This window comes from Saccharopolyspora sp. NPDC002578 (assembly GCF_053592695.1).
The window spans coordinates 38,824-59,412 of the sequence record NZ_JBSFWJ010000006.1 but is presented as its reverse complement, the minus strand read 5'-3'; the positions used below and the strand labels follow the sequence as shown (position 1 = coordinate 59,412).

Below are 20,589 nucleotides of genomic sequence, written 5' to 3'. Positions count from 1 at the left end.
GATCTTCTGGAGGGACCGTTCATGAGCAGGCTTCCCGCCCCACCGCCCGGCGGTTTCTGCGCGGGCGCGTGGGAGCACACCGCCGCGTTGCAGCAGGCCATCGTCGAGCACCCGTTCAACGCGGCGCTCACCGACGGCGCGCTGGACCGGGAGCGGTTCGCGTTCTACATCGTGCAGGACGCGCGGTACCTGGTCGGTTTCGCGCAGGCGCTGACCGCGGCGTCCACGCGGGCGGAGGACCCCGCCGACGCGGCGTTCCTGGCCGGTGCGGCGCAAGGCGCGCTGGTGGAGGAACGCCGGTTGCACGCCGGGTACGTGGAGGAGTTCGGGCTCACCGAGGCCGACCTCGCCGGGGTGGTGACCTCGCCGTCGTGCACGGCCTACACCTCGTTCTTGCGCGGCAGCGCGCTGGTGGAGCCGTATCCGGTGCTGCTGGCGGCGATCCTGCCGTGCTTCTGGGTGTACCAGCACGTGGGCAGCGAGATCCTGGCCGCCGTCGGGGACGTGTCGGGCCACCCGTACCGGCGGTGGATCGAGACGTACGCCGACGACGAGTTCGCGGCGGCGGTGCTCAACGCCCGCGAGCTCGTGGACCGGGTCGCGGCGGCGGCCGATGCGCCGATGCGGCAGCGGATGCTGGCCGCGTTCGCGCGCGCCAGCGAGTACGAGTGGATGTTCTGGGACGGCGCGTGGAATCGCGAGCAGTGGCCGACGGCGCGCTGGCTCCCGGCCTGAGAACTCGTTGCGGCGGCACGGTTCTTCCCTGCGCACGAGGCTTCGCCCTGTCGCGAGGGCGGCTCGACGGCCGAGATTTTTGATCACCCTGAGTAGCGTCGATCGGGTGCGCGTGGAACCGGAGAGTCGGGTGGTCAGAGGCGCTGCGGCGGCGCGATCAATTCGTGATCAGGAGCACTTTCGAGTGGTGTTAACGAACACCCTCCGCCACGACGATGAGGTTTACGACACGTTCGTTCGGCGTGTTCAGACGTGGGACTTCTTCTCACCGCGGCGGCGGGATTCGGTGACCTTTGAGTACGGGTACTTCTATTGTGATCATGCTGGCGGGGATGCTGGTGCCGGTGCTGGCCGCAGCGCCCTTCTACATCGCCGACCGCCGACGCGACGCGGCGGCGGCCCAGGCGGAAGCGGAAGCCGAGAAACCCGACGCCGAGATCCACGTCCTGCATCCGGCGACGCAGGGCGGGATTTCGGCGAGCGGACCGGAGCAGGCGGCGGCGTGAAGCACGCCGCCGCCCGGCGGCGTCAGTCCCCGTAGATCGACCAGGCCAGCTTCGACTTGGCCTCTTGCAGCGCGGCGAGCGTGGACTGCTCGTACCCGCCTTCCTGCGGCGGCGGCGGAACCTGCAGCCCTTCGCTGAGGCCCCAGCCGGAGCCGCGCTGGATCAACGAGCGGTGCTTGTTCGTGTAGTACCCGGAGTTGATCGACACGGCGACGCCGTGCGCACCGGCGGCCGCGGCCATCAGGTGCATGTGGAACCGGGTGGACAACCAGCGCTGACCGGCGGCGGCGGGCAGGCCGTGATCCATGATCTCGGAGAAGGCGTAGAACCGGGAACCGGGCAGGTCGTGCTCGACCAGCGCGAAGACCTCCCGATCCACCCGCGGGATTCCCTCGATGATCCCGACCTGCTCCGGGTGCACGTCCCAGGCGCGCAGCGTGTCGAGCAGGAAACCGGCCAGCGCGGGCACCGTGACGTCCAGCAGGTCCGACTGCAGGCAGATCATCACGTCCCGCAGGTCGTCGGTGCGGTACAGCTCCGGCTCGATGCCGAAGAACATGTCGTCACCGGTCGCGGTGAGCTGGCCCGCGGAGTTGAGCAGCTCCGCGGACGGCTCGTCGCGGACGTCGATCAGCTCGAACTGCGAAGCGAGGTTGCGCACCAGCGGGTGCGCCTCCTCCGGCGCGGGCCACAGGCCCTGCCCGGTCATCACCGCGCGCCCGCCGGAGCGGCGCACCGCGGCGACCGCGCCCGCCAGCAACCCGTAGTGCCGCGGCCAGATCCCGTTGATGAACCCGCCGCCGATGATGTGCACCAGGTCGGCCCGCGCGGCGAGTTCGATGCCGGCCAGCCAGTGCGGCGCGAGCCCCGGGTTGATCATGGCGTGCTGCACGAACGACGCCACTTCCCACGGCTCGTCGGAGGGCGCGGACCAGCACAGCCGCCACAGCGTGTCGGTGAACCGGACGTGCGGGTGCAGGTGCCCCAGCAGCACCTCGCTGGGACCGGGGTTGGGGCAGTCCACCCACACCTCGCTGTCGGGGGCGACCTTGGCCAGGTATTTCAGCCAGGTCGCGGCGATCAGCTCGTCGCCGTAGTTCGGGTTCCCGGTCGTGGCGACCAGGTACAGCGTGGGGCGTGTTGCGGAACTGGTCACTGGAGATCTCCACCGTTCGGGGTCGCGGCGCGCGCGCAGGCGCCGAACCTAACAACACGGTGGGCGCGGCTCCGCTCGGAGGCATCCCGGGCCGCCGCCTGGCGGGGCGTTCAGCGGCGCCGCAGTGCTCCACTCGGCGGCGGGCGACGCAAAACGGCGACAACGACTCGGTGGTAATACCGGTGCGTTGCCGCCGTTGATCGTGTTCGGCGAATTCAGTTCTGCTCGTGCAGTTGGTTGCGGAGGCGTTCGATGCGGTCGCGGGTGCGGCGGAACTTCGCCTCGTAGTGCTCTTCGAACAGCGCCGTCGGCAGCGTCGCGACGCTGACCCCGAGCGCTCCGTCGGTTTCGGGCCGGTCAGGCAACGGCTCCGCGGAGCGGTCGGCGGCGGTCTCCTGGTGCGGGATGTCCGCACGTTCCGGCGCGGCCTCCGCTGGGCGCGCGTCCGGTTCGGCCGCAGCGGGGCGAGCGGTGTCGCCGGTGGGCTTCGCCTGCTGCTGCGGGGTGCGCAGCGCGTGCTTGCCGGTGGGCGGGGTGTCCGCGTGCGCCCGGCGGCGGGCGCGGCGCAGCAGCGGCCAGAAGATCACTGCTGCCACCACGGCACCACCGGCGAAGGAGATGACGATCAGGTCCACGTGCTCGCTCCGAATCAGTTCCGCTGGACGGCGTCGGTCGGTTCGCTGTCGGTGTCGGCGGCGGGCTCCGCGTCACCGGAGCTCGTCGGCATGAGCGGGGAACCCAGCGGGATCAGGTAGCTCTGGGTGTCCCCTCGTGGTTCCGGCAGCCACACGTGCTGCGCCGGTTCGCCGACGAGTTCGGCGTCGATGACGTTGTCGATCTCCTGCGCGCCGATCTCGTTGGTGGTGGCGCCGACCAACCGTCCGACGCTGTCCAAAGAGGACAGAACGGCGGTGCGGAGCTCCTCCATGCGGGCCTGCTTGGTGTGCAGGTCCTGCAGCACGTCGAGCCGCAGCTGCTCGGTCTCGGCATCGCGCTGCCCGCATTCCCACCGGGTGCGCGACAGCAGCTCGTCGGCCTCTTCCTTCGCGGCCGTGACCACCGCCTTGTACTCGTCCCGGATGTTGTGGCGCATGACGCGCTCGCGTTCCCGGATCTCGGCGAGGCTCTGCTCGTGCTCCCGGCGGATCTGGCGCTGCCTGGCGTCGAGCTCGTCGACCAGGCGGGAGCATTCGCTGCGCATGTCCTCGGCGGCCTGCTCGGCCGCGCTGATCAGTTGTTGGGCTTCGTATTCCGCGCTGCCACGCATGGTCTGTGCCTGGCGCTGCGCTTGTTCGCGCAGCGTCTGCACTTCCTCCTCGGCCAACGACAGCATGTTCTGCACGCGTTGCGAGGCGTGCGGCAAACCGGTGTCGGAGGCTTCGATGCGTTTGAGGCGGAGTTCGGCTTCGGCGAGGTCGTGCCGCGCGTCGTCGCAGAGGCGGCGCAGATCGGAATTCAGCGCCACCGCCTCGTTGCGATCGATGCTGACCATGCGCAGCTGATCCTCGAGCAACTCGATGTGCTCGGTGACCTGGCGGCGATGGAAACCTCGTACCTGGATGTCGAATCCGGGACGGAGCGGGACGACGGCGTGTGCGGAGTCCTCCACGTTGGACACTCCTCTCCACAGGCGAGGGTCGACTCGCCGAGGAGAGTAGGTCTGATCCGGACCCCGCGCGCGGTGGAGGAGGGCGAGCACCACCTGATCAGGTAGTGATCGGCGGGAAAACCCCGGCCGACGGTCCTCAGTGGATCTCCGGCGGGCTGACCTGTGATTCCGGGATGGCCGACGGCGTGACGCCCCACTTGGCGAGGATGCGGGCGTAGCCGCCGTCGTGGATCAGCTCGTTCACCGCCGCCCGCAGCGCCGGCGCCAGCGGTGAGCCCTTGGCCAGCGCGAATCCGACGTCGAGCCTGCGGAACTCGTTGCGCAGCTCCAGCGCGGGCTGCTGCGTCGCGGCGTAGCGCAGGCCGTTGACGGCTCCCATGATCACGTCGATCTTGCGCTGGGCCAGCGCCGAGTACAGCGCGCTGCTCTCGGAGAACACCTGCACCTGGTAGGCGGGCTCGCCGATCTCGGCGCACCGGTGGGCGTGCGCGGTGAGGGTGGCCTCGAAGGTGGTGCCCTTGGTGGTGCCGACCGTCCGCCCGCACAGCCGGGTCACGTCGGTGATCGGACCGCCGGGGTCGCCCGCGCGGACCGCGAAGCCCTGCCCGTCCTGGACGTAGGTGGCGAAGTCGATGGTCTTCTTGCGCTCCTCGGTGACGCCGAAGTTGCCGGTGCCCGCGTCGTACTTCCCGCTGCCGAGCGCGGGGAGGATCGTGTCGAAGGCGGCCTCCTGCGCGTCGAGGCGGAGACCGAGCTTGCGGGCGACCGCTTCGGCGATGTCGACGTCGAGGCCCACGGCGGTGCGGTTGTCCTCCAGGTAGAACGCGGACGGCGGTGCACCTCCGACGGAACGGCCGATGCGCAGCTCGCCGCTGTCGCGGATCGACGCGGGAAGCAGCGCTGCCGCGGCGTCGCTGCGCTGGACGCCGGAGACGACGTCGGCGCGCGCGTCGAGGCCCGGCGCGACCGCGCCCGGATCGGGGACGGGGCCGCAACCCGCGAGCAGAACTCCGCTCAACAGCAGGGCGAAACCGCCTGCGAAGGCCTTCGCGGCCGAAGAGGTGCGCATCGTGCTTCCTTTCCGGGCCCGGTCGCAGAGCGGGCCGGGCGTCGAGCGGAACGGTGCGCGGCCCGGGGTTCGGGCGCGCGTAGTCGTGCGGCACGCGCGAACGGGCGCGGGTGGCGCGGGATCGTCTCGGATCAGCGGTGGCGGCGACAGGACGCCGACCACACCAGGCCGAGGTCGATGTGGGCGCGCGTGACCAAGCACTTCCGATGCGGCACGCCGGTGAGCTTCGCCGGATCCGCCGGGAGCGTCAACGATGGCCACAGGGTGGGACGGCCGGGCTCACCGCTTGACGGACCTCCACGGCGAGATGGATGTTCGAGTTCTCGATTCCCCTTGCACGGGTGGGAGAACATGTCACATCTGCACGCCGTACCCGATGCGGTCCGGGCCGCGCCGGAGGCGGCTCCCGAGGTCGTCGCGCTGCGGCGCCCGTTCCGCTGGGTCGCGGCGGTGCTGGTGCTGGTCCTGCTCGGCGCCACCGTCGTCTCGGTCGCGACGAACCCGAACTTCCAGTGGAACGTCGTCGCCGCCTACTTCGCCACCCCGGCGGTGCTGCACGGGCTGTGGCTGACGTTGTGGCTCACCGCGGTGACCATGGTCCTCGGGTTCGCGCTCGGCACCGCGCTGGCCGTCATGCGGCTGTCCGGGAACCCGGTGCTGGCAGCGGTGGCCTGGGGGTACACCTGGTTCTTCCGGTCGGTTCCGGTGCTCGTCCAGCTGCTGTTCTGGTTCAACATCGGCGCGCTGTACCCGGTGATCGGGTTCGGGGAGTTCTCCGCGCCCACCGTCGATCTGCTCGGCGGCGTCACCACGGCGGTGATCGGCCTGGTGCTGCACGAAGCCGCCTACGCTGCGGAAGTGGTGCGCGGCGGAATCCTGTCGGTCGACGCCGGGCAGTCCGAATCGGCGCAGGCGCTGGGGATGACCCGCGCCCGCGTCCTGCGGCGGATCGTGCTGCCGCAGGCGATGCGCGCGATCGTGCCGCCCGCGGCGAACATGCTCATCGGCACGTTGAAGGGCACCTCGATCGTCAGCGTCATCGCGGTGCACGACCTGCTGCACTCGGTGCAGCTGATCTACAACCGCAACTACCTGGTGATCCCGCTGCTGCTGGTGGCGACGGTCTGGTACTTGATCGTCACCAGCCTGCTGACGATCGGCCAGTACTACGTCGAACGGCACTATTCCCGCGGAGCGCAACGAGAATCCGCGCCGACGCCGTGGCAGCGGTTGCGCGGCGCCGTGATCGGAGGTCGATGAGCGTGTCCGCGATGGTCGAAGTGCGGGGCGTGCGCAAGAGCTTCGGCGCGGTGCCGGTGCTGCGCGGGGTGGATCTCGCCGTCGGCGGGGGAACGGTCACCTGCGTCATCGGCCCGTCCGGTTCCGGCAAGAGCACCCTGCTGCGCTGCATCAACCACCTGGAGAAGATCGACGCCGGGCGGGTCGAGGTGGACGGCGCGCTGGTCGGCTACCGGGAGTCCGGCGGCAAGCTCCACGAGCTGCCGGACCGGGTGATCTCCCGGCAGCGAGCCGAGATCGGCATGGTCTTCCAGGGATTCCACCTGTTCGGCCACATGACCGCGCTGCGCAACGTGATGGAAGCGCTGCGCGGGGTGCGACGTCTGTCCAAAAAGGACGCCGAGCGGCGGGCGCTGGCGGCGTTGCGCGAAGTGGGGCTGGAGGAGCACGCGGAGTCGTACCCGCGCCGGCTCTCCGGCGGCCAGCAGCAGCGGGTGGCCATCGCACGGGCCCTCGCCATGGAGCCGAAGGTGCTGCTGTTCGACGAACCGACCAGCGCGCTCGATCCGCAACTGGTGGGGGAGGTGCTGGCGGTGATGAAGGACCTCGCCCGCGGCGGGCTCACCATGGTGGTGGTGACGCACGAGATCGGGTTCGCCCGCGAGGTCGCGGACACCGTGGTGTTCCTCGACGACGGCCGAGTCGTCGAATCCGGCCCGCCCGCCGAAGTCCTGCTGGCGCCGCGCGAACCCCGAACCCGGGAATTCCTCACCCGAGTGCTCTGACCCCGCCACCGCACCGCGTTTCCGAGTGAACGGACCGTTCGTCCAATCCGCTTGGACGAACGGTCCGTTCACTCCGACCCGGTAGCCCCGGTGGTCGACGGCCCGGGACGGCGCTGCGGCCAGGAGCGTCGAGTGAACGGACCGTTCGTCCCATCCCGTTGGGCGAGCGGTCCGTTCACTCGGCGGCGGACGGTGCGGCCGGTGTCGTCGCCCGGTCGGTGGTGCTCGGGTGGAGTGAGCGGACCGTTCGTCCAACGGGATTGGGCAGGCGGTCCGTTCACTCCGATGACGTGGTGGCGGTGAGTGATCGGGGGCACCGGGAGACGGGGGTCCGTTGACCGTTCGGCTGAGTTAGGGTCGGCTCTCCCGACTCAGCGTGAAGGGGTGGCGTGTGACAGGTGTGACCGAGAACGTGCAGGTGGATCCGCGGGCCGCGGTGTTGTTGCGAAGGTGGCTGGCGGAGACCCACACGCCGGTCGCGCTGGGTCCGCTGAAGGCGACGATCGGGCCGCTGCGGTTCACCACCGAGGTCACCTACCGCTCACCGACGGGCGCGCACGGCTTCGGCCCGATCCGGGTTGCGGACTCCGGTGCCGTCGCGGATTCGGCGCTGCTCGCCGCGGCCTGCTCGGCGGATGCGCGCGGCCGGGCGCCGGCCGACGCGCCGATCAACTCCGAGGGCGCGGGCACGTTGCTCGACTGGCTGCTGCACGCGGTGCGCACCGACGCGATCGATCCGCTGGCGGGCAACGACGACGTCGACGTGCTCGGGCAAGGCGTGTCGACGCAGGACGAGGCTCGGAGGTGGCTCGCGTCGCACGTGGAGAGCACGGTGACGCCCGCGCTGCGCAACCTCGATGGCCGCGCCGACCTGGACGAGGTGACGGCGCGGCTGCTGACCCGCCGCTCGCTGGCCGTCATCGGGCGGTTCGGCCTGCGCGGGGTGGCCGACGAGTCGGTGCTGCTGGACGCGCTGGCCCACGACTTGGCGGCGCTCGCCGAGACCTACCCGGACACCGAGCGGATGGTGCGGCACTGGCTGCACAGCGCCACCTTGACGGACCTGGCCGTGCTCAACGGCTCCGGTCTGCGCTACCTGTCCGAGGGCAAGGTGGCGGTAGCGCCGGTGCGCTACGAAACGCCGAACCCGCTGCGCGAAGTGCCGGCGGAGGCGGTGCCGGGAGTTCCGGTGCCGGTGCTCGACGAGGGCTGGTCGTTGCGGCCGGTGGTGCTGGACTCCGAGGATCCCGCGCTGGTGCACCGCTGGATGAACGAGGACCACGTCGCGGTCAACTGGAACCAGGCGTGGTCGTTGCAGCGCTGGCAGGACGAGCTCGGCGCGCAGCTCGGCGGCGAGCACTCGGTGCCGTGCATCGTGAGCCGCGACGGCCGCGCGGTCGCGTACGTGGAGCTGTACCGGGTGGTGCGGGACAAGCTCGCCGCCTGCTACCCGCTGCATCCGCGTGATCTCGGCGTGCACATCGCGATCGGGGAGAAGGACGCCGTCGGCCGCGGGCTCGGCTCGTCGTTGCTGACCTCGGTGGCGCGCGGCCTGCTCGCGGCGGATCCGGAGTGCGTGCGCGTCGTCGCGGAGCCCAACGTGCACAACGGCGCGTCGGTGGCGGCGTTCGGGAAGGCCGGTTTCGAGCGGTCCCGCGAGGTGGGGCTGCCCGGCAAGAACTCCGCCCTCATGGTCCACGCCCGCTGATCGCGGTCCTGTCCGAGTGAACGGACCGTTCGTCCAACGCGATGGGACGAACGGTCCGTTCACCAGCGCTGAGCAGCCATCGAGAGGAGCGACCCCGGCGTCACCCGGCGGCGGCCCGCTGTTCGAGAGCTCCGGAGTGAACGGACCGTTAGCCCAACCAGATTGGACGAACGGTCCGTTCACTCATATCCGCCTGCGCGGCGGCGCCGGAGGTGGGCGAGGGCTCGGGTGGAGTGAACGGACCGTTTGTCCCAAGGGATTGGACGGACGGTCCGTTCACTCGGAAACCGGCTGCGGGGACTCGGGTGCGGCGGCAGGGATGGGCGGGAGTGGGGAGTCGTCCGTTCTTGCTCGTTGGGGTGGGGTGAACGGATCGTTCGTCCCGTTGGGTTGGACGGACGGGCCGTTCACTTCTTCGTCTCCGGGGGTGGGGCTGAGAGGTAGCGCACGCGGTGGGGGTTCTGGTCACCGGGCTGCGGGTGAAATAAGGTTAGCCTTACTTTGTCCGCGTCCCGTGGGGAGAACGATGCCGGAGCCGCAGGGCGCGTCACTGCCGCTGTCCGCCGCGCAAGCGGGGATCTGGTTCGCGCAGGCGCTCGACCGCGCGAACCCGATCTACAACACCAGCGAGTACGTCGAGATCCACGGCCCGGTCGACCCGGAGCTGTTCGCCGACGCGCTGACCAGGGTGCTGGCCGAGGCCGACACGCTGCGGATCCGGGTGGTCGAGACCGAGGACGGTCCGCGGCAGCTGATCGACCGGCCGTGGGAGCCGAGCCTGCCGGTGGTCGACGTCAGCGGGGACGCGGACCCGATGTCGGCCGCGCTGCGGTGGATGCGCGGCGACCTCGCCGAGCAGGTGGACCTGGCGGTGGGGGGCCCGGAGGGCAGGCTGTTCACGGCGGCGCTGCTGAAGCCGGCCGACGATCGGTGGCTCTGGTACCAGCGGATCCACCACGTGGCCATCGACGGCTACGGCTTCTCCATCGTGCTGCGCCGGGTCGCAGAGGTCTACACGGCGCTGGTCGCGGGCGATGAGCCGGGGCGGTCCCCGTTCGGGCCGCTGGAGTCGCTGCTGGAGGCGGAGCGGGACTACCGGGCGTCGGAGAAGTTCGAGCGGGATGCGGAGTTCTGGCGGGAGCGGTTCGCCGACCGCCCCGAACCGGGCACCTTGGCGGGGCGGTCGGGCCGGACGGCGCGCACGTTCCTGCGCCGCGCGGCGGACGTGGATTCCGGAGCCGCCGACGCGCTGGCCGGGGCCGCGCAGGACAGCCGCACGATCTGGCCGGACGCGTTGATCGCCGGGTTCGCGGCGTACCTGCACCGGGTGACGGGGCAGCGCGAGGTGGTGCTGGGGCTGCCGGTGATGGGGCGGCTCGGGTCGGCCGCGTCGCGGGTGCCGGGCATGGTCGTGAACGTGCTGCCGCTGCGGCTGTCGGTCGCGCCGGATTCGACGCGCGACGAGCTGGTCGTGCAGGTGGCGAAGGCGGTCCGCCAGGTGCGCAAGCACCAGCAGTACCGGGGTGAGGACCTGCGCCGGGACTTGCGACTGCTGGGCACGGACCGGCCGCTGTTCGGTCCGATGATCAACGTGAAGGCGTTCGACTACGACCTGTGCTTCGGCGAGCACTCCGCGACGGTGCACAACCTGGCGGCGGGCCCGGTCGACGACCTGACGGTGTCGGTCTACACCGTCGGCACCGGGATGCGGTTCGAGTTCGACGCGAACCCGGACCTCTACACCGCCGACGAGATCTCCGCGCACCAGGACAGGTTCCTGCGCTTCCTGAGCCGGTTCGCGGAGGCGAACGGGACGGTCGGCGAGGTCGACCTGCTCTCCGCTGAAGAACGCCGCTTGGTGCTCGACGAGTGGAACGGCGGCCCCGTCGGAGCCGACCGCACGGGGATGACGCTGCCGGACCTGTTCGAGGACCAGGTCCGCCGCACCCCGGAGGCGGTGGCGCTGACCTGGGGCGACGAGCGGATCACCTACACCGAGCTGGACGCGCGGGCGAACCGGCTGGCGCACTGCCTCATCGACCACGGCGTCGGCCCGGAGCAGCTGGTGGCGCTGGCGCTGCCGCGTTCGGCGGAGCTGGTGGTCTCGGTGCTGGCGGTGCTCAAGGCGGGAGCGGCGTACTTGCCGCTGGATCCGGGGAACCCGGCGAGCCGCATCGCCTACATCGTCGCGGACTCCGAGCCCGCGATGCTGATCAGCGACACCGCGCACCACGCGAACCTCCCGGCCGACATCCCGCGGCTGCTGCTGGACGATCCGGCCGGAGCGGCGGAGATCGCCGAGCATTCCCAGCGCGATCCGCGCGGTGGGGAACGCGGGCCGTTGACGTCGGATCACGCCGCGTACGTCATCTACACCTCTGGTTCCACCGGTCAGCCGAAGGGCGTGGTGATCCCGCACCACAACGTGGTGCGCTTGTTCACCGCGACCGACCCGTGGTTCTCCTTCGGGGCCCAGGACGTGTGGACGCTGTTCCACTCGTACGCCTTCGACTTCTCGGTGTGGGAGCTGTGGGGCGCGCTGCTGCACGGCGGCAGGCTGGTCGTGGTGCCGCACGAGGTGAGCCGTTCGCCGCAGGAGTTCCTGGGCCTGCTGGCGCGTGAGCGCGTCACCGTGCTGAACCAGACCCCGTCGGCGTTCTACCAGCTCATCGAGGCCGACCGGAACGCTCCGGAGTTCGAGCTCGCGCTGCGGTACGTGGTGTTCGGCGGTGAGGCGTTGGACCTGTCCCGGCTGGACGACTGGTACGCGCGGCACCCGGACGACCCGAAGCTGATCAACATGTACGGGATCACCGAGACGACCGTGCACGTGTCGTACGTGGAGCTCGACCCGGAGCTGGTCGCGCGGCGCGACGGCAGCCTGATCGGCCGCGGCATCCCGGACCTGCGGGTGTACCTGCTGGACGAGAACCTGCACCCGGTGCCGCCGGGCGTGATCGGCGAGCTCTACATCTCGGGGGAGGGGCTGGCGCGCGGCTACCTGGGGCGGCGGGCGTTGACGGCGTCGCGGTTCGTCGCCGACCCGTTCGGCGAGAAGGGCGCCCGGATGTACCGCTCCGGGGACTTGGCGCGGTGGCGCTCCGGCGGCCTGCTGGAGTTCGTCGGGCGAGCCGACCACCAGGTCAAGATCCGCGGTTTCCGCATCGAGCTCGGTGAGATCGAGGCGCGGCTCGCGGCGCATCCGCAGGTCACGCAGGCCGCGGTGGTGGCGCGCGAGGACCAGCCCGGTGATCACCGGCTCGTCGGGTACGCCGTGTCGGCCGCCGAAGCCGCCGAGCTGCGATCGCACTTGGCGGCGGAGCTGCCGGACTACATGGTGCCTTCGGCGGTGGTGCTGCTGGACGCGCTTCCGCTGACCCCCAACGGAAAGCTCGACGCGAAGGCGCTGCCCGCGCCGGACTTCGCGCCGCAGGCGGCGGGCCGGGGCCCGCGCGACGCGGTCGAATCGGTGCTGTGCCGGCTGTTCGGCGAGGTGCTGGGCGTGCCGGAGGTCGGCATCGACGACGGTTTCTTCGACCTCGGCGGGCATTCGCTGCTGGCGACGCGGCTGCTGACGCGGGTGCGCGGCGAACTGGGCGTGGAGCTGTCCATCCGCACCTTGTTCGACCACCCGACCGTGGCGGGTCTGGTGCGGCGGATGGGGCCGAGCCTGCGCCCCCGCCCGGAACTGCGCCCGCGGCCCCGGCCGGACGAGGTGCCGCTGTCCTTCGCGCAGCAGCGGCTCTGGTTCCTGCACCGGCTGGAGGGGCCCAGCGCCACCTACAACCTGCCGATCAGCGTGCGGCTGTCCGGTGCGCTCGACGTGGCCGCGTTGCGCGCCGCGCTCGGCGACGTGGTGGGCAGGCACGAGAGCCTGCGCACCGCGTTCCCCGACCGCCAGGGCGAACCGCGCCAGCTCGTGCTGGAGCCGGGCGAGCCGGAGTTGCCGGTCGTCGAGACGACGGAGGCCGAGCTCGACGGCGAGCTCGCCGCAGCGGCCCGGCACGGTTTCGACCTGGCGCAGGAGCCGCCGCTGCGTGCCACGCTGCTGCGCACCGGTGAGCGGGAGCACGTGCTGCTGGTGCTGCTGCACCACATCGCCACCGACGAGTGGTCGATGGCGCCGCTGCTGCGCGACCTCGCCACCGCCTACGCGGCCCGCCGCCGCGGCGCGGAACCGGACTGGGCGCCGTTACCGGTGCAGTACGCGGATTACGCGCTGTGGCAGCGGGAACTGCTCGGTGACGAGCAGGACGAGCAGAGCCTCGCGGCGCGCGAACTCGCGTTCTGGCGGGACGCGCTGGCGGGGCTGCCCGACGAGCTCGCGCTGCCCGCCGACCACCAGCGGCCCGCGGTGCCCAGCCACCGGGGCGGCGCCGTGCGGTTCGGCTTCGACGCCGCGCTGCACCGGGACCTCCGCGCGCTGGCCACCGAACACCGGGCGAGCCTGTTCATGGTGGTGCAGGCCGGGTTGGCCGCGCTGCTGACCCGCCTCGGCGCGGGCACCGACATCCCCATCGGTTCGCCGGTCGCGGGACGCGGCGACGACCGGCTCGACGAGCTCGTCGGGTTCTTCGTCAACAGCCTGGTGCTGCGCACCGACACCTCCGGCGAGCCCACGTTCGCCGAGCTGCTGGACCGGGTGCGCCAGTCCGACCTGGCCGCCTACGACCACGCCGAGCTGCCCTTCGAGCGGCTCGCGGAGGTGCTCAACCCGTCGCGGTCGCTGGCCCGGCACCCGCTGTTCCAGGTGATGCTGGCCTACTGGGGCGAAGCGGAGGCGGTGGACGCGGAGTTCCCCGGTCTCGACGCGACCGTGGACATCGTCGACGCGGGGGCCGCCAAGTTCGACCTGGCGCTGAGCCTGCGCGAGGTCTCCGACGGCGTCGAGGGCGTCGCCCAGTTCAGCGCGGACCTGTTCGAGCCCGCGAGCGTCGAGGCGCTGACCGCGCGGTTCGTGCGGTTGCTCACCGCGGCCGCCGCGGCCCCGGACACCCCGATCGGCGACCTGGACCTGCTCGATCCGGCGGAGCGACGGCGGATCTTCAACTGGGGCGACGCGATCCCGGACCAGGACGTGCGGCCCGCGACGTTCCCCGACCTGCTCGACCAGCGGATCGCGGAGCGCCCGGACAAGGCGGCGCTGGTCTTCGAGGGCACCGAGCTCAGCTACGCGGAGCTGGGCGCGCGGGTGAACGCGCTGGCGCACCTGCTGATGGAGCGCGGTGCCGCGCCGGGCCGGATCGTCGGCGTGATGCTGCCGCGCTCGCCGGAACTGATCATCGGGTTGCTGGCGGTGCTCGCGTCCGGTGCGGCCTACCTGGCGCTGGACCCCGACTACCCGGCCGACCGGCTGGAGCACATGATCGACGACGCGGATCCGGGCCTGGTGCTGGCGTTCTCGGACCGCAGCCCGGACAACGCGCCGACGCTGCTGCTCGACAGCGCGCAGGTGCGCGCGGCCTGGGACGCCGAGCCCACTGCGACACCGCCCCGGAAGTCCACAGTGGATGATCCGGCGTACGTCATCTACACCTCCGGTTCCACCGGCAGGCCCAAGGGCGTCGTCGTCCCGCACACCGGCGTCGCCGGTCTCGTCGCCACCCAGACCCAGCGGGTCGGCATCACCGCCGAGAGCAGGGTGCTGCAGTTCGCCTCGCCGAGCTTCGACGTCGCGTTCTGGGAGCTGTGCATGGGACTGCTCTCCGGCGGCACGCTCGTCGTGGTGCCCGCCGACCGGCGGGTGCCGGGCGCGCCGCTGGCCGACTACGCCCGCGAGCACGAGGTGACGCACCTGGCGATCGGGCCGTCGGTGATGGGCATGTTCCCGCCCGACGTGGACCTGCCGCCGAACGCGACGCTGCTCTGCGGTGCCGAGAAGGTGCCCGCCGACCTGGTGGAACGCTGGTCGCGGGACCGCGTGATGCTCAACTGCTACGGCCCGACCGAGGCCACCGTGAACTCCACCCTGTGGGAGTGCGAACCCGACACCGGCACGTCGGTCCCGATCGGCGTGCCCGACCCCGGCACCCGGCTCTACGTGCTCGACGCCGCGCTGCGGCCGGTGCCGCCGGGAGTGGTCGGCGAGCTCTACGTCTCCGGAACCGGCCTCGCCCACGGCTACCTGAACCGCCCGTCGCTGACCGCCGAGCGCTTCGTCGCCGATCCGCACGGCGCGCCCGGCGCGCGCATGTACCGCACCGGTGACCTGGTGCGGTGGCGTGCCGACGGGGCGCTGGACTTCGCCGGGCGGGCCGACGACCAGGTCAAGATCCGCGGATTCCGCATCGAACCCGGTGAGATCGAGGCGTCGCTGGCCAAGCACCCCGCCGTCGGCCAGGTCGCCACCGTCGTGCGCGAGGACCGGCCCGGCGACAAGCGCCTCATCGGCTACGTCGTCGCCCAGCGGGAAGTGGAGCAGGCCGAACTGCGCGCGCACGTCGCCGAATCGCTGCCGGACTACATGGTCCCCGCCGCGATCGTGTTCGTGGACGCACTGCCGCTGATGCCGAACGGGAAGCTGGACCGGTCTGCGCTGCCCGAACCCGACCTCGCCGGCGCCGTCGGCTCCGCGGTGCCCCGCGACCCCACCGAAGAGGTGCTGTGCGCGCTGTTCGCGGAAGTGCTCGAACTCCCGCGCGTCGGCGTGCACGACGGCTTCTTCGACCTCGGCGGGCATTCGCTGCTCGCGGCCCGGCTCATCGCGCGCATCGACGAGGCGCTCGGCGTGAAGCTCAACGTGGGCAGCCTGTTCGCCGCCCCGACCGTCGCCGGGCTCGGCGCCCGCGTGCGCACCGGTGGCAAGGGCGATGCGCTGGGCATCCTGCTGCCGCTGCGCACCGAGGGCGCGAAGGAACCGCTGTTCTGCGTGCACCCCGCGGCCGGGCTGGCCTGGCCGTTCTCCGGGCTGATGAAGCACATCGACCCGCAGCGCCCGCTCTACGGCCTGCAATCGCGGGGCCTCGACGAGCCCGCGCCGGTGCTGGACGACCTCGCGGCGATGGCCGCCGAGTACCTCGACCACGTCCGCGAGGTGCAGCCGCACGGCCCGTACCACTTCCTCGGCTGGTCCTTCGGCGGCGTCGTCGCCCACGAGATGAGCACCCAGCTCCAGGACCAGGGCGAACAGGTCCGGTTCCTGTGCATGCTCGACTCGTACCCGAAGGACGTGTGGGACGAGCTGCCCACCGAGGAGGAGGCGCTCAAGGCGCTGCTGTACATGGCCGGCTACGACATGGGCCTGCTGGGCGAGCAGCCGCTGCATCGCGACCAGGTGATGGAGATCCTCTCCGCCGAGGGCAGCGCGCTGGCGAACCTCGAAGAGCACACCGTGAAGGCCGTCATCGACAACTTCGCCAACTGCGCGGTGCTGGAGAACGAGGCCGACCACGGCACGTTCCACGGCGACGTGCTGTTCTTCACCGCCACCGTCAACCAGGCCAAGGCATCCCTGACGCCCCGCATGTGGGAGTCCTACGTGGACGGAGCCGTGGAGAACCACGACATCGCCTGCGAGCACAAGGACATGACCCGGCCCGCCCCGCTCGCCGAGATCGCCGAGATCGTCCAAGATCGGCTGCGGCGCACCGAAGCCCCCGCTCCCGACCCGCGAAGGAGTTCCGGACCATGAGCAATCCGTTCGACGACCCCGAGGGCTCGTTCTACGCCCTGGTCAACGACGAGGACCAGTACTCGCTGTGGCCGGAGCGGATCAAGGTGCCCGACGGCTGGACGGTCGCCCACGGCCCGGCGGGCCGCGAAGCCTGCCTGGAACACATCGAGGTGCACTGGACGGACATCCGCCCGGTCCGCAACGGCGCGTAAGTCGGGAACCAACAGTGCGTGTGAACGACCCCAAAGTCGCGGTCTGCATCGTCTACGTCGCCGCGATGTTCATGAACGGCATGGACGCCACCATCGTCAACGTGGCGCTGCCCGCGATCGGCGCCGAGTTCGGGGTGCCGCCGAGCGCGACCAGCGCCATCAACATCGGCTACCTGGTCAGCCTCGCGGTGTGCATCCCCGTGTCGGGCTGGCTGGGCGACCGGTTCGGGACCAAGAAGGTCTTCCTGGCCGCGTTCGGCGCGTTCGTGCTGGCCTCCGCGCTGTGCGGGGCCGCTCAAGACCTGACGCAGCTCACCGCGGCCCGCGTCGTGCAGGGCGCGGGCGGCGGCGTGCTGAGCCCGGTGGCGCTGACCATGCTGTTCCGCGCCTACCCGCCGCAGGAGCGGATCAGGCTCTCCAGGGTGCTGGTGATCCCGACCGCGGTGGCACCCGCGCTCGGGCCGGTGCTGGGCGGGTTCTTCGTCGAGCAGCTCAGCTGGCGGTGGGGCTTCTTCGTGAACGTGCCGTTCGGCGTGCTGGCCCTGGTCTACGGCGTGCTGCGGCTGCGCGAACACGTCGAATCCGTGCACAAGCGGTTCGACCTGATCGGGTTCGCGCTGGCCGCGCCCGGACTGGGCCTGCTGATGTACGCGCTGGACGCGGTGTCGATGCGCGGGCCGGACTCCCCGCACTTCTACCTGGCGGGGGTGGTCGGGCTGGGCTGCCTCATCGCGCTCGTCGTGTCCCAGCTGCGGTCCCGGCAACCGATGCTGGACGTGCGGTTGTTCGGCGACGCCTCGTTCCGGCGGGCCAGCCTCATCCTGGCGACGTGCGTGGCCGGATTCCTCGGCACGCTCTACGGCTTCACGCTGATGTACCAGTCCGGCATGGGCGCCTCGCCGTGGGAGACGGGGCTGGTGACCCTGCCGAAGGCGGTCGGGCTGATGGTGGCCTCGCAGGCGGTGACCTGGGCGCACCCCAGGATGGGGCCGCGGTTGCTGATCGCCTCGGCGATGCTCGGCGCCGCCGCGTCGTTCGCCGCGATGAACCTGGTGACCGGTCCGCTGTCGGCGGGGGCCGTGCAGTTCGCCTCCGGGTTCTTCGTCGGTGCCGCGTCGATCGAGCTGCAGGTCGTGGCGTTCGCGACGATCAGCGCCACCGCCACCGGCGGCGCGTCCACCTTGTTCAACGTGCAGCGCCAGATCGGTTCGGCGCTCGGCGTCGCCGTCACGGCCGGTGTGCTCGCACTCGGCGGGGCCGGGTCGTCCGGTTCGCTCGGCGCCTACCACGTGGCGATGCTCGTCTCCGCCGGATTCGCGCTGCTGGGCGTGTTCGTGGCGCTGCGCATCAAGAATCCCGCCGCGCTGCGCGCCGATGCTGGTCACGACGTGGACGAGGGCAGCGGGTCCGGGGCGGTCCCGGCGGCCCGGAGCTGACGGCGCTCCCGGCCGGTCGTGCGTTCGGGCGAGATCTGGCCCACCGCGGGGAAGACATCCCGCCGTTCTATGGTTAGGCTAGCCTTAATTCCAGTGATCGTTCTGGAGACAGTGAGGAAGGAACGCCAGGGCCGATGACGACAGCGGACCGACCCGGACGCAGCGAACACCGCCGTCCTCCGACCCGCACGCTGGAGGTGCTCCGCACGACGGAGCTGTCGCCTTCGATGCGGCGCATCACCCTCGGCGGGGACGAACTCGCCGGGTTCCGCGAGCAGCACAGCGGGCCCAACGTGAAGGTGTTCGTCCCGCAACCCGGTCAGCACCGCCCGGTGCTCCCCGTCCTCAACGACGAAGGCCGCTACGTGTGGCCCGAAGCGCACGAACGGCCCACCATGCGCACCTACACGGTGCGCCGCTACGACGAACAGCGCGGCGAGCTCGACATCGACTTCGTCATGCACGGAGACCACGGCGTCGCCGCGTCTTGGGCGCGCGCAGCCGAACCGGGCGACTACCTCGGCGTGCTCGGCCCCGGCGGCCGGACCTGCCGGGAAGCCGACTGGTACCTGTTGGTCGGCGACGAGACCGCGATGCCCGCCATCGCCTCGATCATCGAAGGGCTGCCGCTCACCGCGCGCGGCCAGGTCTTCCTGGAAGTCGCCGGGAGCAGCGACCAGCAGCACATCGAATGCCCGCCGAACGTGCGGATGACCTGGCTGCACCGCGACGGCGTGCCAGCAGGGCGCTCCACGCTGCTGTCCGACGCCGTCCGCGACCTCGACATCCCCGACAGCCACGACGTGTCGGCCTGGGTCTCCGGTGAATCCGGGATCGTCCGCGGCATCCGCCGCCACCTGCGGCAGGACCGCGGATTCGACGCCCGATCGGTGCTCGCCATCGGCTACTGGAAAGCCGGCATGGCCGAAACCGACTACCACGACCGATACAACCACGACCGCGACTGAGCGGTCTGCGGATTCCACCGTGCCCGAGCGCGACACCGACCGGGTACCGGCGAAGGGACAACCGTGTCTGCGGCTCCGACCCCCGTGCAAGGCCACGTCCAGGACATCCTGGGCATCGGCTTCGGCCCCTCCAACTTAGCGCTGGCCGTGGCCGTCGAGGAACACAACCGCCGCTGCGACGAGGGCGAACGGCTCGACGCGAGCTTCGTGGAACGCAAGCCGAGGTTCGGCTGGCACCGCGGCATGCTCATCGAAGGCACCACGATGCAGGTCTCCTTCCTCAAAGACCTCGTGACGATGCGCGAGCCCGCCAGCGACTTCTCGTTCCTGTCGTACCTGCAGGACAAGGGCCGCCTGGTCGACTTCATCAACCACAAGACCATGTTCCCGACCCGCGTCGAATATCACGACTACCTGGAGTGGGCCGCCGGCCGGCTGGAACACCTCGCGGACTACGACGCCGAAGTCATCGACGTGCGGCCCGTGCAGGACGGCGACGTGTTCGAAGTGCTCGTGCGGCACGGGTCCGGCCAGGTCACCGCCCGGCTCGCCCGCAACATCGTCGTCGCCGTCGGACTCGAAGCGAGCCTGCCGCCCGGCGCGGAACTCGGCGACCGCGTGTGGCACAACCTCGAACTGATGCACCGCGTCGGCGAACTCGACGGCACCGAGCCACGCCGGTTCACCATCGTCGGAGCCGGGCAGAGCGCCGCCGAAGTCACCGACCACCTGCACCGCTCGTTCCCCGACGCGGAAGTGTGCTCGGTGTTCAGCCGCTACGGGCACACCCCCGCCGACGACAGCCCGTTCGCGAACCGCATCTTCGACCCCGACGCGGTCGACCACTTCTACACCTCGCCGACCGGGGTGAAGCAGATGCTCATGGACTACCACCGCAACACGAACTACTCCGTGGTGGACCTCGAACTCATCGAGCAGCTCTACGCCCGCGCCTACCAGGAGAAGGTGCAGGGCAAGGAACGGCTGCGGATGCTCAACGCCTCCCGCGTCACCGACGTCGAGACCTCCGCCGACGGCGTCGCGGTCACCGTCGAATTCCTGCCCACCGGTGAGCGCGAAGTGCTCGACTCCGACGTGCTCGTCTACGCCACCGGCTGCCGGCCCGGCGACCCCGGGCGGTTCCTCGGGCGCACCTGGGAGGAATGCCTGCAGGACGCGGACGGGCAGGTGCAGGTGGACCGCGACTACCGGGTGCGCACCACCGACGGCGTCCGCGGCGGCGTGTACTTCCAAGGCGGCACCGAGCACACCCACGGCATCACGTCGTCGCTGCTGTCCAACGGCGCGGTCCGGGCGGGCGACATCCGCGACTCGATCCTCCGGTACCGCAACACGCCCCGGGCGACCGCGCCCTCCGGCTACGCCCTCACCGCCGAACACGCCTGAGCCCCCGGCATCCCGAGCGAACGGCCCGTCCGCCCAACCCCGTTGGACGAACGGTCCGCCCACTCCACCCTGCGCAGGAACGGAAGCGAGTGAACGGCCCGTTCGTCCGACCAGCTTGGTCAAACGGTCCGCTCACCTGCGCAGAGC

At 71.1% G+C, this 20,589-nt stretch carries 14 protein-coding genes; 10 read left to right on the top strand and 4 right to left on the bottom strand.

The features are described from left to right. Positions 1–21: 21 nt before the first annotated feature. Entirely contained in the window at positions 22–735 is a 714-nt protein-coding gene (gene tenA / locus ACWD38_RS05135) for a thiaminase II (RefSeq protein WP_184477481.1), read from the top strand. Positions 736–1,055: 320 nt separating this feature from the next. Beyond that, positions 1,056–1,241, top strand: coding sequence for a hypothetical protein (locus ACWD38_RS05130; protein ID WP_184477483.1), 186 nt, complete (start codon positions 1,056–1,058; stop codon positions 1,239–1,241). Between the two features lie 22 nt (positions 1,242–1,263). Here the strand turns inward: ACWD38_RS05130 and ACWD38_RS05125 are convergent, their stop codons facing one another. The 4 genes from ACWD38_RS05125 to ACWD38_RS05110 form a co-directional block, all read right to left on the bottom strand. Beyond that, positions 1,264–2,397, bottom strand: coding sequence for a polysaccharide pyruvyl transferase family protein (locus ACWD38_RS05125; protein ID WP_184477485.1), 1,134 nt, complete (start codon positions 2,395–2,397; stop codon positions 1,264–1,266). A gap of 215 nt (positions 2,398–2,612) precedes the next feature. Then, the gene (locus ACWD38_RS05120; protein ID WP_184477487.1) at positions 2,613–3,032 is read right to left on the bottom strand and encodes a hypothetical protein; all 420 of its coding nucleotides are present in this window, start codon (positions 3,030–3,032) and stop codon (positions 2,613–2,615) included. Positions 3,033–3,046: 14 nt separating this feature from the next. Next, positions 3,047–4,006 (bottom strand): hypothetical protein, encoded by a 960-nt coding sequence (locus ACWD38_RS05115; protein ID WP_184477489.1) that lies wholly within the window; start codon positions 4,004–4,006, stop codon positions 3,047–3,049. 136 nt (positions 4,007–4,142) lie between these two features. Continuing rightward, a complete protein-coding gene (locus ACWD38_RS05110; RefSeq protein ID WP_184477491.1) occupies positions 4,143–5,075 on the bottom strand; it encodes an ABC transporter substrate-binding protein in 933 nt (310 codons plus the stop codon). A 351-nt stretch (positions 5,076–5,426) separates the two neighbouring features. On the opposite strand from ACWD38_RS05110, the gene ACWD38_RS05105 reads away from it, so the two are divergent. The 8 genes from ACWD38_RS05105 (at position 5,427) to ACWD38_RS05070 (ending at position 20,442) form a co-directional block, all read left to right on the top strand. Beyond that, positions 5,427–6,335: an amino acid ABC transporter permease gene (locus ACWD38_RS05105; RefSeq protein WP_184477493.1), complete on the top strand. Its 909-nt coding sequence runs from the start codon at positions 5,427–5,429 to the stop codon at positions 6,333–6,335. After that, entirely contained in the window at positions 6,332–7,099 is a 768-nt protein-coding gene (locus ACWD38_RS05100; protein ID WP_450123390.1) for an amino acid ABC transporter ATP-binding protein, read from the top strand. Before ACWD38_RS05105 ends, ACWD38_RS05100 begins: the two co-directional genes overlap by 4 nt. 391 nt (positions 7,100–7,490) lie before the next feature. Further along, positions 7,491–8,807 carry a GNAT family N-acetyltransferase gene (locus tag ACWD38_RS05095; RefSeq protein ID WP_450123389.1) on the top strand — a complete coding sequence of 439 codons (1,317 nt, stop codon included), beginning with the start codon at positions 7,491–7,493 and terminating at the stop codon, positions 8,805–8,807. Positions 8,808–9,333: 526 nt separating this feature from the next. After that, a complete protein-coding gene (locus ACWD38_RS05090) occupies positions 9,334–16,437 on the top strand; it encodes an amino acid adenylation domain-containing protein (RefSeq protein ID WP_450123388.1) in 7,104 nt (2,367 codons plus the stop codon). Continuing rightward, the gene (locus ACWD38_RS05085) at positions 16,434–16,631 is read left to right on the top strand and encodes an MbtH family protein (protein WP_184477497.1); all 198 of its coding nucleotides are present in this window, start codon (positions 16,434–16,436) and stop codon (positions 16,629–16,631) included. The genes ACWD38_RS05090 and ACWD38_RS05085 overlap by 4 nt, the downstream gene beginning before the upstream one ends. A 20-nt stretch (positions 16,632–16,651) precedes the next feature. Continuing rightward, positions 16,652–18,067 (top strand): DHA2 family efflux MFS transporter permease subunit, encoded by a 1,416-nt coding sequence (locus ACWD38_RS05080; protein WP_343071216.1) that lies wholly within the window; start codon positions 16,652–16,654, stop codon positions 18,065–18,067. 134 nt (positions 18,068–18,201) lie between these two features. Then, the gene (locus ACWD38_RS05075) at positions 18,202–19,035 is read left to right on the top strand and encodes a siderophore-interacting protein (RefSeq protein ID WP_184477499.1); all 834 of its coding nucleotides are present in this window, start codon (positions 18,202–18,204) and stop codon (positions 19,033–19,035) included. Between the two features lie 63 nt (positions 19,036–19,098). Continuing rightward, positions 19,099–20,442, top strand: a complete 1,344-nt coding sequence (locus ACWD38_RS05070) for a lysine N(6)-hydroxylase/L-ornithine N(5)-oxygenase family protein (protein WP_450123387.1) — start codon at positions 19,099–19,101, stop codon at positions 20,440–20,442. Positions 20,443–20,589 lie beyond the last annotated feature (147 nt).

Bases quoted from the DNA above. Each gene is read 5' to 3' on its own strand.
- tenA (WP_184477481.1), top strand. From the start codon at position 22: ATGAGCAGGCTTCCCGCCCCACCGCCCGGCGGTTTCTGCGCGGGCGCG.
- ACWD38_RS05130 (WP_184477483.1), top strand. From the start codon at position 1,056: ATGCTGGCGGGGATGCTGGTGCCGGTGCTGGCCGCAGCGCCCTTCTAC.
- ACWD38_RS05110 (WP_184477491.1), bottom strand. From the start codon at position 5,075: ATGCGCACCTCTTCGGCCGCGAAGGCCTTCGCAGGCGGTTTCGCCCTG.
- ACWD38_RS05105 (WP_184477493.1), top strand. From the start codon at position 5,427: ATGTCACATCTGCACGCCGTACCCGATGCGGTCCGGGCCGCGCCGGAG.
- ACWD38_RS05100 (WP_450123390.1), top strand. From the start codon at position 6,332: ATGAGCGTGTCCGCGATGGTCGAAGTGCGGGGCGTGCGCAAGAGCTTC.
- ACWD38_RS05090 (WP_450123388.1), top strand. From the start codon at position 9,334: ATGCCGGAGCCGCAGGGCGCGTCACTGCCGCTGTCCGCCGCGCAAGCG.
- ACWD38_RS05085 (WP_184477497.1), top strand. From the start codon at position 16,434: ATGAGCAATCCGTTCGACGACCCCGAGGGCTCGTTCTACGCCCTGGTC.
- ACWD38_RS05075 (WP_184477499.1), top strand. From the start codon at position 18,202: ATGACGACAGCGGACCGACCCGGACGCAGCGAACACCGCCGTCCTCCG.